Raw genomic sequence first — 13731 nt, forward strand, 5'->3', positions numbered from 1 at the left:
GCCCGACCTCGTCGAAGGAGTTCCGCGGGCCCTACGGCCTGGCCGCGACGGCGGCGACGCCGGACGCGCGCGGCTTCCGGGCCAGCAGCTCCATCTCGGGAAGGGTGCCCCGGTGGTCACCGCTCAGCACCTGGCGCAGGGCCGCCCTGGCCTGCACGAGGTCCAGGCCGAGTTCGGCGCGCAGCACGCGCATGATCGCGACGTTCGACGCCGAGGGGTCGGCCACGTGCAGTCCGGCCGGACCGTGCTCGGCGAGCATCTGATCCCGGCGTTCGCGCGGTATGTCGCCGCCGCAGACGGCCACCGCGAAGCCGCAGGAGGAACACGCCGCCTCGACGTCCCACCGCAACCGGCCGTCCACGAGGGCCTGGACGCCCGAGCACTCCAGCTCGGCACCGCAGTCCTGACACATCGCGCGGTACCCGATCGATTCAAGAACCAGCTGCTCCATACCCACCCCAGGAAGACGAGGCCGAACGGTGTCGCCACGATCCCGCATCAGGAGAAGGCGCTGCGAGGGCCAGGGTGAGCCCAAGGGACCGCTGTGGACACGAGGGGCCGGACTGTCTGCTCTCCTCCAGCGCCTCGGCGAGCAGTTCGGCGGCCGCCGATTCCAGACGGCAGGCGCGCAGCCGGCGGCTGTCGACGAGAGCCTGTTCCAGGATGCCGATGGCGTCCCGCGCCTGGCCGAGGGCGAGACGGCATTCGGCCTCCGAGACCCGGTTGGCAACCTCCAGCAGCGGCAGATGGTGCGACACGGCCAGCCGGTGGCTCTCGGCGTGCAGATCCAGTGCCGTCTCCAGCTGCCCCTGGACGCGTGCGGTGACGGCGAGGCCGCGCAGGGCGGCGCTCTTGCCGTAGGGATCGCCGAGTTCCTCGGAACCGGACAGGGCCTTGCGAAGGGCCGCGATATGTCCCTGGAGAGCCGGCTTTCGTGTGCTCGGGAGGCTCCTCGCCCCACAAGAGCTCGCAGAACCGCTCCACGGGGACGACTTTGCCGAGCTCCAGCGCGAGCCGCGCGAGCACGGCCTTGCGTTGCGGACCCGCTACGGCGACCGGACCCGCTACGGCGACCGGACCCGCTACGGCGACCGTGCGCCCCGCGTCGTCGCGAAGCTCCGAAGAGCCGAGGAGTGCGACTCGAAGCGGGCTGGTCTCGTTCACACCGATAGTCAGTCTGAGCGCTTCGGCTCAGCGCAAGCCGACCACCCGAGAGGTCCTCTATGTCGGATTACCTCCCTATGTCGCCCCTGGTGACCCGCACCATGAAATCCCGCAGCCACTACGCGATGCGCACATTCCGGCCGATTCTGGAACGGCGCGGACTCCTGCCGCGGTGCGCCTGAATCGCCGCGGAGAAGAACTGTGTTCGCCCTGTTCCTGAAGAATTCATTGATCGTGCTGATGGCCGCGTTCATGGCATTGCTCGTCCTGTCGGGCCGGCAAGCGCCGCGGAGCGGCGGGAGGCAGGACTACTGCACCTCCATGCGCGTCGCGCCGCACAGCCTTTCCGGCCGCCTCGACAGCGGCAGGAATGCCGATCCTCACAGCCTGCCCGTGATCAGGTGGTGCGCGGACAGCCCCCGGCACGGTCGGCCCGGTGAGGCCGGTTCGGTTCAGCGGCTTCACACCTCATCCGAATGATCGAGAGACGGAATGCATACATCTTCCCTGGTGGCGGGCTTAGCGCTGGCCATCACCCTCACCGGCTGCACGGCTTCGCGTCCGCCGGCCGACCGGCCTGGCTGGAACGCCGGCTCCGCGCGGGAATCCGCCGAGAGGGTCGCGTCCCTCTGTGCCGATCCGGCCGGGCGGCCCGGAGCCGGTGAGGACGTTCCGCCGTTCGCTCCGACCGCCGCGACGACGGGCGGTGCGCCCGCCCTGGGCCGGCAGGTACGGACCGTCGAAGGCGACGAAGCGCCCATGCCCGCGCTGCCGGGAGCGTCGGTCCTCGTCTTCTGCGTCTACGGCCCGCCTCCCGTGTCCCCGGTCCCGGTGCCCGCGCCGCCGTCCTGTCCGCCCTGGCTGGTCTCCGACGAGAAGCCGAGGCCGGGGGCCGCCTGGGTCATCGCACCCGACGGCACGCCCAGCTCCGTTCCGTACCCGCGGTCCGGGACCTTTCGCGAGGGGGAGTGCGCCCCCACCGTGGACGACGCCCGGACGCGGCAATGGCTTTGAACCTCCCCGGACGTCCTCGGCGTTGACCGACGGGCGACATCGATTCCGCTGCGGCGGACGACGTGCGGGGACACCCGCGTGAAGCCAGGAACACGGAACAATGATCTTCGGAACAGCCCTGACGATCTTCATCACCGGTGTCGTGGTGGCCGGTCGCAGGACCCGGAAGAAGCGTGCGCCGCGGGGGCAGGACCACGGGACGCGGACGCGGGGAGGCGGCGGCCGGTGGGCTACCTCGTCCACAGGGACGCGGACCTGCTGGCGGGAGGCATCCGTGCCGCCGCGGGTGCGGGCGCACGGGTGATCCTCGTCGCGGTACCGGCGGCGCAGGGCATCCCGGCCCTGAGGCGGGCCGTGGACGACGTGACGCGTACCGGAGCGCTCGTCGTCGCACCGCCGCGATTCGACCAGGAGATGCCGCGGGGCGGCACCCTCTTCCCGGCGGCGTACCCCGAGGTGCTCTCGGTGACCAGCGTCGACCCCGGCGTCCCCGCCGAGGAGGAGCCCGCGCTGCGCGTCGATCTGGCGGCGCCCGGCGACCAGACCGGCCTCGCGACCGGCCGGAGCCCGGCTCCGGCCATCGGCTCGGGTCCCAGCTCGGCGGCCGCGCTCGATGCGGGCGCGGCGGCACTCGTCCTGAGCCACCGCCCCCGACTGGCGCCGGCCCAGCTGTCCGACCGGCTCAAGACGACCGCGCACCCACCGGCCCCCCGGCTGCCGGACAGCCAGATCGGCCACGGCGTGCTGGACCCGCAGGCGGCGATCTCCGCGCGGCCGCCGGACGAACCCGCTCCCTCCAGGTCTGCCGCGCCACGCCCGCACACGGTCACCAAGCCGGCGCCCACGCGTTCATCGGTGGGGGCAGCACCCCGACCGTGGCCGTGGCCCTGGCCGCCGCCGTCGGCGTGAGTGAGAAATGGTGAGATGGGAGAGCGTGCAGGGCGTGAGTGAGACACCGACCAGCGGTGCAGGAACGCCTGCCCGAGCAGCCGACCCGCCGCAGGAAGGCACTCCCCGGTGCGAAATACTCTCCCGATGAGTTCACGCACTTCTCCGATCAGCCAGCCGATCACGATACGGAGGGCAGTCGCGCGGGATGCCAAACGGCTCACGCGGCTCGTGCGTGGCTCAGGCGCCTACGCGGGTAAGTACGCATCCGCAGTGGCGGGCTACCGGGTCGGTCCTGATTACATCGAAGCCCACCGCGCCTTCGTAGCCGTCGGCGCCGACGAGCATGGAGGCCGGGTCATCGGGTTCTACTCGCTCGTCCTCGCTCCACCGGAGCTCGACCTGCTGTTCGTCGCCGACGAAGCGCAAGGACGGGGTATTGGACGGCTGCTTGTCGCGCACATGCAGTCCGAGGCCCGTGCAGCCGGGCTCGACCGTGTCAAGGTCGTGTCGCATCTTCCCGCCGAGGACTTCTACCACCGCGTTGGTGCGGTGCGGACCGGGACCGCGCTCGCGAACCCGCCCGCCGTGCCGTGGGACCGTCCCGAATTCGAGTTTCGCATTCCTTCGGAATGACGCGGTGTGCCGGTTGGCGGGGCACCGGCTTCGCCTGCATGGTGGCCGGCATGCACGATCGAGGTCGGCCGCGTCGAATATGTAGTTTCACACAACCCTGATCTGCGAGACGAAGTGGCCACAGTCCACCGTCAGCGCTGTAGGGGGTGATGCCTTGCCATTGCAGCCATCAGCGCAAGTGGAAGTCGTCACAGCCCTTGCCCCGTGGAGCTTGGCCGGCCGGCGTCGGTGCGGCCCGCGGTGGAGCGGATCGGCGGAGGTCAGGCCGTAGGCCGACTGCAGGTCGCTGGGGCCGCAGCCGGTGGAGGAGTCCGCGGCCGCGTTCGGCCGGACGGTCTGGGGTGCGATGCCCTTCCTCGCCGCCCGCTCTTCCTGGAAGGCGGTGGTGCCGCTGGTGACGCGCAGGGCGTTGCAGGATGCGTAGCCCTTCTTCGGGGCGCCGGCGCACTGCGGCATCTCCAGGCGGAACCGCCGGCCCGCCCAGCGCTACGGCGTGGGGGGCCGCTGCGGGGAGCGGAGTACGAGCAGGGTGATCTCGCTCGGGGCGAAGACGCGGAAGGGCGGGCCCCAGAAGCCGGTGCCACGGCTGGTGTAGAGGAGGGTGCGGGTGCCGTGGCGGCTGAGGCCGGCGAGGGCGGGCTGGTCGATGCGGACCAGGTGGTGGAAGGGCCAGATCTGGCCGCCGTGGGTGTGGCCGGAGAGCTGGAGGTCGACGCCGCCGGCTGCCGCCCGGTCGACGAACTTGGGCTGGTGGGCCAGGAGCAGGACGGGGTGGTCGGGGTCGGCGCCGTGCAGGGCTCCGGCGAGGTGGGCGCCGTGGCCGGCGAGGCCGGAGGACTCGGCCGTGACGTCATCCACGCCGGCGACCACGAGGGTGTCGCCACCGCGTTCGAGCAGCAGATGGCGGTTGCGCAGCGGCTCCCAGCCCAGCTCGTCCATCAGGTCGACCCAGCCCTGGGCCTCGCTGTAGTACTCGTGGTTGCCGGTGACGTAGACCCGGGCCCGGGTGGCCTGCACGGTGCCGAGTGGGGCGGCCTGGGCACGGCGGCGTTCGGCCGTGCCGTCCGCGATGTCGCCGGTGTGGCAGACCAGGTCGGCCTCCAGCGTGTTGACCGTCTCGCAGACCCGCGCCGACCAGCGGGCGCGGTCGAGCGGGCCGTAGTGGGTGTCGGTGATGAGGACGACGCGCGTGCCGTCCAACCCGGCCCCCAGGCGCGGAAGTTGCACGTCCAGGCGGCGTACCCGTGGTACCCGGCGGGCCTCGGCGTACCCCCAGGTGAGCAGCACGGTGGCTGCGCCGAGGACCACCCAGGTGACGATCCGGGCCCGGTCCTGGGCGTCGCCGACGCCGGTCACGGTCAGGGCGAGCCGCAGCGGGACGCCGAGCACGACGGACCAGGTGAACAGGATCCAGCTGGTGCCCAGCAGGGTGTCTCCGACGATCGCCGCCCAGTCCTGCTGGCGTCGGCCGTGGCCGCGCACCATCGCGAGCGGCATACCGATCAGGCCGAGGGCGAACACGGCGGTGCCGGCGAGCGTGACAGGGAGCGGCCAGTGCTGGCCGGTGTGCAGCAGCAGCCAGCCGGGCACGGTCCACAGCAGGACGGGGGCGATCAGGGGGAGGTAGCGCATCAGGCGGTGCAGTCGGCTCTGCTGAGTCGCGTGCGCTGCACTGTCGGCGGATCGGGTTTCGCTGGTGTCGGTCACGCTTCCCCTCCTTGAACAACCAGGCTGCCGTCGCGCGCACTGTATCCGGCCGTCCCGGGCCGGTCGGACGGGCGGGGTGCTCATGGTGGGCAGCCCCATGTGGCGAGGTGGCCTCCGAGTTCGCCCCCGGCTCACGCGGTTGGTGACTCTGTTCCTGACCGGTCACGTACTGCACGAGCGGAGGTCCTTCGCTGTGCGGCTCGGGGTGGGGCGGGAATGGGTCAGGGGCGGATGAGGGCCTTGAGGACCTGGCGGTCGGCCATGGCCCGGTAGGCGACCGGCGTCTGGCCGAGCGTGAAGGTGCGGTCGAAGACCCGGCCGGGGGTGATGGCGCCGTCCAGGACGTCGGGCAGCAGTTGCTCGATGTAGGCGCGGGCGGGGCTGGCGCCACCGGTCAGGGTGATGTTGCGCATGAACGCGGCCGGCCCGATCGGCCCCTGCTCGTACTGCGGGACGCCCAGGCGGCTGATCGTGCCGCCGTCCAGGGCCGCGCCCAGGGCGGTGTCCAGAGCCTGGCGGGTGCCGACGGCCTCGATCACCTTGTCCACGCCGCCGGTCAGCTCACGGATGCGGGCGATGCCTTCCTCTCCGCGTTCGGCGACGATGTCGGTGGCGCCGAACTCGCGGCCCAGGCCAGTGCGCGCCTCGTGGCGGCCCGCGAGCACGATTCGCTCGGCGCCGAGCCGCTTGGCGGCGATCACCGCGCACAGGCCGACCGCACCGTCCCCGATGACCAGCACCGCATCCCCGTGGCTGACGCCGGCGGTGACCGCGCCGTGGTGGCCGGTGGTCATCACGTCCGACAGGGCCAGCAGCGACGGGAGGAGCGCGGAGTCGGCGGCCACCGGCAGCTTCACCAGGGTGCCGTCCGCATGCGGGACGCGGACGGCTTCGCCCTGCCCGCCGTCGACGCCGTCGAATCCGTACCGGCCGCCGTTGCGGCACGAGATGTGCAGGCCCTTGGCGCAGTAGTCGCACGTGTTGTCGCTGTAGGTGAACGGGGCGACGACCAGGTCGCCCGTCTTCAGGCCGGTCACGTCGGCGCCGGTCTCCTCTACGACGCCGAGGAACTCATGACCCATGGGGCGGCCGGTGTCAGTGGCGGGCATCGACTGGTAGGGCCACAGGTCGCTGCCGCACACGCACGTGGCCAACGTGCGCACCACGGCGTCGGTCGTCTTCACGATCTTCGGGTCGGGCCGGTCCTCGACGTGGATGTCTCCGGCTCCGTACATCACTGCTGCACGCATAGGGGTGCTACTCCAAATGGGGGGCTGCAAATGGGGGGCTGCCGTGCCTAGCGCCGGCGGGGGTGAGGTCAGCGTTCGAGCATCTGTGCCTGGGCTTCGGTGTGGGTGTTTCCTGCGGCGGGCGGCAGGCTGCTGAGCTTGTCGAGCTGCTCGCTCGTCAGCGTGATGGCGTCGGCGGCGGTGTTCTCCTCGACGCGGCTGACCCGCTTGGTGCCGGGGATCGGGGCGATGTCGTCGCCCTGGGCGAGCAGCCAGGCCAGGGCCACCTGCGCGGGCGTGGCGCCGACTTCGGCGGCCACGGCCTGCACCTCGTCGGCGATCGCCAGGTTGCTCTGGAAGTTCTCGCCCGTGAAGCGCGGGTTGTCGCGCCGGAAGTCGGAGGCGTCAAACTGATCGGTGGAACGCACGGTGCCCGTCAGGAAGCCGCGCCCCAGCGGGGAGAACGGCACCAGGCCGATGTTCAGCTCCCGCAGGACGGGCAGGACGCGCTCCTCGATCCCGCGCGTCCACAGCGAGTACTCCGACTGCACCGCGGTGACCGGCTGGACGGCGTGGGCGCGGCGGATCGTGTCCGGCCCGGCCTCCGAGAGACCGAACGCGCGCACCTTGCCCTCGGCGATCAGCTCCGCGACCGCGCCGGCGGTCTCCTCGATCGGCGTGTTCGGGTCCACTCGGTGCTGGTAGTACAGGTCGATGTGGTCGGTGCCGAGCCGCTTCAGGGAGCCTTCGACGGCGGTGCGGATGTTGGCCGGGCTGGAGTCCAGGTTCCAGGCGCCGTCACCACCGTGGGAGACCAGGCCGAACTTCGTGGCCAGCACCACCTGGTCCCGGCGTCCCTTCAAGGCCCGTCCGAGCAGTTCCTCGTTGGCGTAGGGGCCGTAGATCTCGGCGGTGTCGATGAGCGTGACGCCCAGCTCCAGCGCCCGGTGCACGGTCCTGATCGACTCCGCCTCGTCGGTGCCGGAACCGGTGTAGCCGTGGGACATCCCCATTGCGCCCAGGCCGATCCGGGAAACCTCCAGGTCACGCAGCTTGATGTACCGCATCTCGCCCTCTCCGGTTCGTGTCGTTGCCCGGCCCCTCCCGCTCGCCCGACCCCGCAGGTCGTGCCTGCTGTGGTTCGGGCGGCGGCCGGGTGTCGGCATGTTGCTCATTCACCTTCGCCCGGATGGCGCCGGTGTGGCAGGGCGGGCTCTTCGGGGGTAATGACAGGGCCCCCCACTGACCCGCGCAGCGGGTGCCCAGCGGGCGAGACTGGAGTCATGGCATCCGAGAGCGCGAACAGCGAGGGCGCCGAGCTGGGCCGCTACCTGCGCGCCCGCCGCACCCAGACCAGCCCCGAACACGTCGGCCTCACCGTCGGCGCCGGTATCCGTCGCACCCCCGGGCTGCGCCGCGAGGAGCTGGCCACCCTCGCCGGCATCAGCATCGACTACTACGTGCGCCTGGAACGCGGCAAGGAGACCCGCCCCAGCCCCGCCGTCCTCGACTCGCTCGCCCGCGCCCTGCGCATGGACGACCAGGAGCACCAGCACCTGCGCGAGCTCGCCGCCCGAGCAGCCCGCTACGCCCCCGAACCCCCGCCCGTCCCCAGCCGCACCGTACGCCCCCACCTCAAGCTGCTGCTCGAATCACTGCGCCCGAACCCGGCCTACGTCATCAGCCGCAGCATGGACATGCTGGCCTGTAACCCCGGCGGCCTCGCCCTGTACACGGGCCTGGATGACTGGCCGGTCAAGCACCGCAACCTGGCTCGCTACCTCTTCCTGCACCCCGCAGCCCGGGATCTGTTCACCGACTGGGACCGGCAGATCACCGCCTGCGTCGCACGCCTGCGCGCCATCGCAGGAACCGCCCCCGACGCACCCGACCTGACCAACCTCGTCGGCGAACTCCTCCTCAAAAGCCCCGACTTCGCCGGCCTGTGGGAACGTTACGAAGTGACCGGGCGCAAACCCGCATACAAAACCTTCCAGCACCCCCTGGTTGGAAAGCTCACACTCACCTCGCAGTCACTGCACGTAGAAGGCACCCCGGGCCAACGCATCGGCGTCTACACCGCCGAACCCGGAACCCCCGACCACGACGCCCTTCTCCTGCTCGACATGACCGCACCGCGATCGGCGCAACGCCCCGCGCCCACCCCGAAAGTCACAGGTCAGCAGCCATAAGCCCGACGTACCTCCGCCACGAAGGTGCACCCACGGCATCCGCCTCATGACCGCCGCCCTCACATGCACCGTGAGGAAATGCCATGTCGCTGAGACAACGCAGATGGATGTCGAGCCCGAGGACGAGGCGAGCGCGGCCTGGGTGGAGTGGCGCGCCCTGGGCCGGACGTGTGGGCGCCGCCCGGGTGGGTCAGAGCGGCTTCAGACACATCACCGGCGCCTGACCTACTGTGGCGTAAGACCCTCGTGGTCTGCCGCGGCTGCCACGAGGACATCCACGCTGGCCGGGCGACCTCATCCACCCGGAAAGGATCACTGGAGAGCGGTGTGCCGGGAAACCGGCCCGCACCGTTCGGGAAGGGGCCGTCGGAAAAGGACGCGCGCCAGGAGTACCTCGCCGGCGGCCTACTCCACTGGCCCGCTGGACCGCTACCGGTGTCGTCGGACGGATCCGTTGCCGGCTCCGCAAACGGATCTGCCGCGACATGAGCAAGGCCCCCGGAGCGGTCGCCACCGCCATCGACTCCCAGTCGGTCAAGGCCGCCGAGACCGTCGGCCGCGACTCCCGCGGCCCCAAGCCCGGCCGAGCAACCAGAACTTGGCGGATCCCGCACCGCCCGACCCCAAGATCTTCATCGGCCTTCTAGGCGGCGTGGCTTCGGATGTAGGCGATGGCGGCGTTGAGGCCGGCACGGAGCGGGGCGACGTCGCGACGGGTCTCGGTGAGGAGCAGACCGCCCTGGAGGGCAGTGAGGGCGACCAGCGCGAGCTGATCGGGGTCGGCGTCGGGACGGAGCTCGCCGCGGTCGCGCATGGAGGCCAGGCCGTCGCGGATGGCGCTCTCCCAGCGAGCGAATCCGGTGACGAGGAGCTTTCGGGCCTCTTCGTCGGCGTCGGCGAGCTCGCCGGCCAGTGAACCGATCGGGCAGCCTCCCCGGCAGTCGCGCTGCTGCTGCAGATCGATCAGCAGGTCCCGCCATGCCTCCAGGGCGCCGAAGGAGTCGAGCCGGCCGAGGAGAGGCTGCTGGGCGTCGAGAACCTGTTGCGTCTGGTGCACGATGACCGCGCGGACCAGCCTGTTCTTGTCGTTGAAGTAGTGGTAGAGCTGCGAGTTGCTGACCCCGGCACTCTCCCGGACGTCCTCGGTGCTGGTGCCGGCGACGCCGCGCTCGAACATCAAATCGGCGGCGGCCTGCACGATCCGGGCGCGTGTCGCCCGGCCCTTGGCTGTCAACCGGGCCTCGTCCTCCGACATCAATGGGCGTTGCGTCATGTACGGAAGAGTAAACCGTTCTGGCCTTGACAGGCCATTTTTGGGAGAGCAAGGATTGGCTTGGTCAGGCCAAAAAACTGGAAGCCGCTGCCGCTGCCGCCACTGATCGTCCAGCGGGAGCGCGCAAGCGGCCCGATACCAGGAGAAACTTCATGACCACGCAGACTGGCTCGATCGCCGACCAGGTCACCCGGCTCAAGACCGCCATGGCCGGGCAGGCGCCGGTGGAGGTTCTGGCGGTCTTCGAGGCCGAACAGGCTGAGCTGAACACGGCAGGAGTGCCCGCCACCGCCGCAGCCCCCGGCACCAGGTTGCCCGACGTGGAACTGATCACCGCAGAGGGATCACTGGTCTCACTTCACACCGTGACCGGCGGCCGTCCGGCAGTGATCGTCTTCTATCGAGGCGCCTGGTGCCCCTACTGCAACATCGCGTTGAAGACCTACCAGGACCAGCTGCTCCCGGCTCTGGCCGAGCGGGGCGCGGCCCTGGTGGCCGTCAGCCCGCAAAGGCCGGACGGCTCGCTGACCATGCAGCAGAAGCACGCGCTGGAGTTCCCGGTTCTTTCCGATCCGGGCAATGCCCTTGCCGGGGCGCTCGGAATCCTCACCGCTCCGACCGCGGGAGCACGAGAGGCCCAGGCCAAGGTCGGCCTGGATCTCACCAGCGAGAACGCCGACGGCACCCACACGGTGCCGATGCCCACCGTCGTCATCACCGACGCCAACCACACGGTGCGTTGGATCGACATCCACCCCGACTACACCGCTCGCAGCGAGCCCGCCGCCATCCTCGCAGCCCTTGACGCGGCCCAGTAGGAAACGAACACCCAGCTGTGCCCCCAGGGTCTCCCTGTATCGGTGACGGCCTCGCGCCGTCGGGGCAGACGCCCTTTCACGGGACGTGGAGACGCCGGAACCGCGCCGCTCTCTCGTGAGGCCTCACGGCCGGGGAGATTCCCAGGCGTCTGCCCGGCGTCCGCATGCCCCGTGAAACCCACCACCGTGAGGGCGCCGCTCTATCGCGAGGCCTCATGGGCCCGGGGCCTTACAGGCGTCCGTCACACAGACAGCCCAGAAGCCCAGCTGCGGCCCTCTGGAGCCACCTTCACTACGGATTAGGGGCCTGATGCGAACCGTCCCTACTGCGTCTGCCAGTAACAAGCACCCCTTCCGCCGTCGACCGAAAGGTCACGTCCGTTGGAGCGGTGAGCCGACGGCCGCACAGCGGCGACGCTTGTGGGGCCCCGACTCCCCGGTCGGCTTCCGGGGAGTCGGGCGGTACGCACAGGAGTCGTCGAGGGCGGGGTGGTTTCACAGGGTCCTGAGTGCCGCGACGGACGGAGCCGCCAGGGGGCCGCCGTGGCCGACGTACACCGCGGTCGGCGCGTGGTCGGCGACGGCACGCATGCTGCGGACGGCGGCGTCCAGGTCCGTGGCGAACATGGGCTTGCGTGCGATCCGGGCTCGCATGAGGCCGCCGGAGAGGGCGTCGCCGGCCAGGATGCTGTTGTCGGGGAGGAGGATGCAGACGGATCCGGGGGTGTGGCCGGGGGTCACGAAGGACCGGCCGATTCCTCCGAACCGGGTCAGGTTCTCTTCGTCGTCGAGGATGATGTCGGGTTCGATCGCCGGGATTTCGGCCTTGGCGAGCATGGCCTTCATGAGCCGGGGCAACAGGCTGGTGGGTTGCAGGTCGACCCGCCCGCCGCGTCGGAGCTGGTCCGCGTCGTCGCGGTGGATGGCGATGGGCGCCCCGGTGGCCTCGCGCAGGTCCAGCGCTGAACCGCTGTGGTCGGCGTGGTGGTGGGTGAGCACGACGAGTCGGATGTCTGCGGGGCGCAGGCTCGCGTCGGCGATCTGCTCGAGCATCGCGGGGGCTCGCCCGGCGACGCCGGTGTCCACGATCATGGCGCCTTTCTCGTCGGTGACGAGAAAGGCGGACGAGGCGACGTTCTTGACGGTGTAGACGGTCATGGCTTCTCCGGGAGAGGTGATGCTGTCGGAGTGCGAGGGCGTGTGGGCTGGTCCGAGTGTGGTTCGGGGTGATGCTTGCCGGGGCTGGCCGACAGCAGTGGGCTCGCCGGCCGGCGGTCGTGCGTCAGGTCATCCACCGTTGGCTGCGGCCTGCGCAGACGGTTCGCGGTGTCGGGTCGAGGGGGGCGTCGTGATGTGCAGCGCCGGCAGGCCGCGGCGACGGATCATGAACTCGGCCATGACGATGTTGGGAAGCCAGCACAGGAAAGGCAGGGGGGCGTAGGCCTGCGTCAGGATGGCGTCGAAGGGGTCTGCGCCGTGTGTGAAGGGCACCTGGGCGAGGATCAGCACTCCGAACCATGACCGCAGGGTGACCGCCGCGTAGGTGAGCGCGAAGTTGCGGAGCATCCAGGCCTGATGACTGCGGATGTCACGCTCGCGGATGGCCTTGTAGCCGCGCCAGGCCGTCCATCCCCACAGCACCGACAGTGAGCCGAAGCCGAAGAAGCCCAGCAGGCCCACCGAGCTGAACATCGACATCACGAACCCGGAGACCGAGCCGATCGCAACGCTGACCAGGTACGCCTGGCCGATGGCACGGTGGACTCGCGGGCTGCGGTTGCGCAGCCGCTTGGAGAACTGCCAGGGGCCCAGGGCCAGGGACAGTCCTGCGAAGACGATGTGGGCGTAGAAGGCCGCGCGGATCGGCAGCGCCCGGGACGCGTAGTCGGCCGCCAGCCCGACGTGCTCGTGCGCCAGGGAGTCGAGAGTGCCCTGGGCGTACTGGCCCACGAAGTAGCCGGTGATCGCCAGCGAGGAGAGGGCCACCCAGGCCCAGCTCCACGGTGAACCCCCTGGCCGGGAGCGCCCTTTGGCGGGTGCGGGGGGTGCGATGGAAGTCATCCGAACTCCTCGTGTCCTCGTGCCACTCCAATGTGAATGCCTCTAACATAGCAGCAATGTTAGAATCGGTAACATGAAATCCGCTCCAGATGCCCGAGCCACCTCCGATGTGCGGGTGGCCGACGCGGCCGGTAAGGAAAAGAAGCAGGTGACACGCGCGACGTACCACCACGGCGCTTTGCGGCAGGCACTGATCGACGGAGCCCGGGAGATCCTTGCCGAACGAGGGCACGAGCAGTTCAGTCTCAACGAGGTGGCCCGCCGAGCCGGTGTGAGCACCGCCGCGCCATACCGCCACTTCAGCGGCAAGGACGAGCTTCTGGCCGCAGTGGCCGAGCAGGGCTACAGCACACTGGTCGACAGCCTGAAGAGGGCGGTGGCGGACACGGCTGATGCGCGCGAGCGGCTGCTGCGTCTGGCCGGGGCGTACGTGCGTTTCGCGCACGAGCATCCCGACCTGTTCGTCACGATGTTCCGCAGCCAGCCGGGTGCCGACCCGGTCGGTCACGACTCCTTCGAGGTGCTCCTGCGCGCCGTCGTCGACGCCCAGGCGGCCGCACTCGTCCCCGCGAAGCCGTCACCCGAGCTGATGGCCAGGTCCCTCTGGGCCACTCTGCACGGCCTTGCGGTGCTCAGCCTGCGTCAGCCCCACCAGCGGTTCGGCATGGACGAACCACCGGAAGACCTCGCCACCAGCACCCTGTCCGCGATCTTCGGACTGTAGCCAGGCCGCCGCCAGGGCCGTGAGG

General features: G+C 70.5%; 16 protein-coding genes and 1 pseudogene. 8 read left to right on the top strand and 9 right to left on the bottom strand.

All coding sequences use genetic code 11. The features are described 5' to 3' along the window. Positions 1-31 precede the first annotated feature (31 nt). Positions 32-451 (bottom strand): hypothetical protein, encoded by a 420-nt coding sequence (locus tag AVL59_RS13230; RefSeq protein ID WP_067303205.1) that lies wholly within the window; start codon positions 449-451, stop codon positions 32-34. Then, positions 432-758 carry a hypothetical protein gene (locus AVL59_RS52090; RefSeq protein ID WP_159399905.1) on the bottom strand — a complete coding sequence of 109 codons (327 nt, stop codon included), beginning with the start codon at positions 756-758 and terminating at the stop codon, positions 432-434. Before AVL59_RS52090 ends, AVL59_RS13230 begins: the two co-directional genes overlap by 20 nt. A gap of 607 nt (positions 759-1365) precedes the next feature. Between AVL59_RS52090 and AVL59_RS13235 the strand changes: the two genes are divergently transcribed. From AVL59_RS13235 to AVL59_RS13250, 4 genes are all read left to right on the top strand, one after another. Next, positions 1366-1644, top strand: a complete 279-nt coding sequence (locus AVL59_RS13235) for a hypothetical protein (RefSeq protein ID WP_067303207.1) — start codon at positions 1366-1368, stop codon at positions 1642-1644. A 30-nt stretch (positions 1645-1674) separates the two neighbouring features. Then, on the top strand, positions 1675-2178 hold the full coding sequence (locus tag AVL59_RS13240; RefSeq protein WP_067303209.1) for a hypothetical protein: 504 nt from the start codon (positions 1675-1677) through the stop codon (positions 2176-2178). 225 nt (positions 2179-2403) lie between these two features. Continuing rightward, complete coding sequence (locus tag AVL59_RS13245) at positions 2404-3087, top strand: S8 family serine peptidase (RefSeq protein WP_067303212.1); 684 nt, start codon at positions 2404-2406, stop codon at positions 3085-3087. A 126-nt stretch (positions 3088-3213) separates the two neighbouring features. Next, complete coding sequence (locus AVL59_RS13250) at positions 3214-3702, top strand: GNAT family N-acetyltransferase (RefSeq protein ID WP_079146675.1); 489 nt, start codon at positions 3214-3216, stop codon at positions 3700-3702. A gap of 87 nt (positions 3703-3789) precedes the next feature. Here AVL59_RS13250 and AVL59_RS56345 read toward each other — a convergent pair whose 3' ends face one another. From AVL59_RS56345 to AVL59_RS13265, 4 genes are all read right to left on the bottom strand, one after another. Then, positions 3790-4158 carry a hypothetical protein gene (locus tag AVL59_RS56345; protein WP_372450316.1) on the bottom strand — a complete coding sequence of 123 codons (369 nt, stop codon included), beginning with the start codon at positions 4156-4158 and terminating at the stop codon, positions 3790-3792. A gap of 30 nt (positions 4159-4188) precedes the next feature. Next, positions 4189-5409: a metallophosphoesterase gene (locus AVL59_RS13255; protein WP_067303215.1), complete on the bottom strand. Its 1221-nt coding sequence runs from the start codon at positions 5407-5409 to the stop codon at positions 4189-4191. A gap of 221 nt (positions 5410-5630) precedes the next feature. Then, the gene (locus tag AVL59_RS13260) at positions 5631-6659 is read right to left on the bottom strand and encodes a zinc-binding dehydrogenase (protein WP_208870366.1); all 1029 of its coding nucleotides are present in this window, start codon (positions 6657-6659) and stop codon (positions 5631-5633) included. Between the two features lie 68 nt (positions 6660-6727). Continuing rightward, positions 6728-7705, bottom strand: a complete 978-nt coding sequence (locus AVL59_RS13265; RefSeq protein ID WP_067303220.1) for an aldo/keto reductase — start codon at positions 7703-7705, stop codon at positions 6728-6730. 216 nt (positions 7706-7921) lie between these two features. Between AVL59_RS13265 and AVL59_RS13270 the strand changes: the two genes are divergently transcribed. Continuing rightward, on the top strand, positions 7922-8830 hold the full coding sequence (locus AVL59_RS13270) for a helix-turn-helix transcriptional regulator (protein WP_067303224.1): 909 nt from the start codon (positions 7922-7924) through the stop codon (positions 8828-8830). A gap of 413 nt (positions 8831-9243) precedes the next feature. Further along, positions 9244-9417: pseudogene (locus AVL59_RS54140) on the top strand (IS5-like element IS4811 family transposase); the annotation flags it as partial. Positions 9418-9473: 56 nt separating this feature from the next. On the opposite strand, the gene AVL59_RS13275 reads toward AVL59_RS54140, so the two are convergent. Continuing rightward, positions 9474-10103 carry a TetR/AcrR family transcriptional regulator gene (locus AVL59_RS13275; RefSeq protein ID WP_237281499.1) on the bottom strand — a complete coding sequence of 210 codons (630 nt, stop codon included), beginning with the start codon at positions 10101-10103 and terminating at the stop codon, positions 9474-9476. Positions 10104-10255: 152 nt separating this feature from the next. Between AVL59_RS13275 and AVL59_RS13280 the strand changes: the two genes are divergently transcribed. Further along, positions 10256-10921 (top strand): peroxiredoxin-like family protein, encoded by a 666-nt coding sequence (locus AVL59_RS13280; RefSeq protein ID WP_067303229.1) that lies wholly within the window; start codon positions 10256-10258, stop codon positions 10919-10921. Positions 10922-11416: 495 nt separating this feature from the next. Here the strand turns inward: AVL59_RS13280 and AVL59_RS13285 are convergent, their stop codons facing one another. Together AVL59_RS13285 and AVL59_RS13290 are read right to left on the bottom strand one after the other, a co-directional pair. Then, positions 11417-12079: an MBL fold metallo-hydrolase gene (locus AVL59_RS13285; RefSeq protein WP_067303236.1), complete on the bottom strand. Its 663-nt coding sequence runs from the start codon at positions 12077-12079 to the stop codon at positions 11417-11419. 129 nt (positions 12080-12208) lie between these two features. Further along, complete coding sequence (locus AVL59_RS13290; RefSeq protein ID WP_067303239.1) at positions 12209-12982, bottom strand: DUF2306 domain-containing protein; 774 nt, start codon at positions 12980-12982, stop codon at positions 12209-12211. A 73-nt stretch (positions 12983-13055) separates the two neighbouring features. Here AVL59_RS13290 and AVL59_RS13295 point away from each other — a divergent pair, with 73 nt between their 5' ends. Then, positions 13056-13706 carry a TetR/AcrR family transcriptional regulator gene (locus AVL59_RS13295; RefSeq protein WP_079146677.1) on the top strand — a complete coding sequence of 217 codons (651 nt, stop codon included), beginning with the start codon at positions 13056-13058 and terminating at the stop codon, positions 13704-13706. Positions 13707-13731 lie beyond the last annotated feature (25 nt).

The sequence above is a fragment of the Streptomyces griseochromogenes genome, from assembly GCF_001542625.1.
GTDB classification, from domain to species: Bacteria; Actinomycetota; Actinomycetes; order Streptomycetales; family Streptomycetaceae; genus Streptomyces; species Streptomyces griseochromogenes.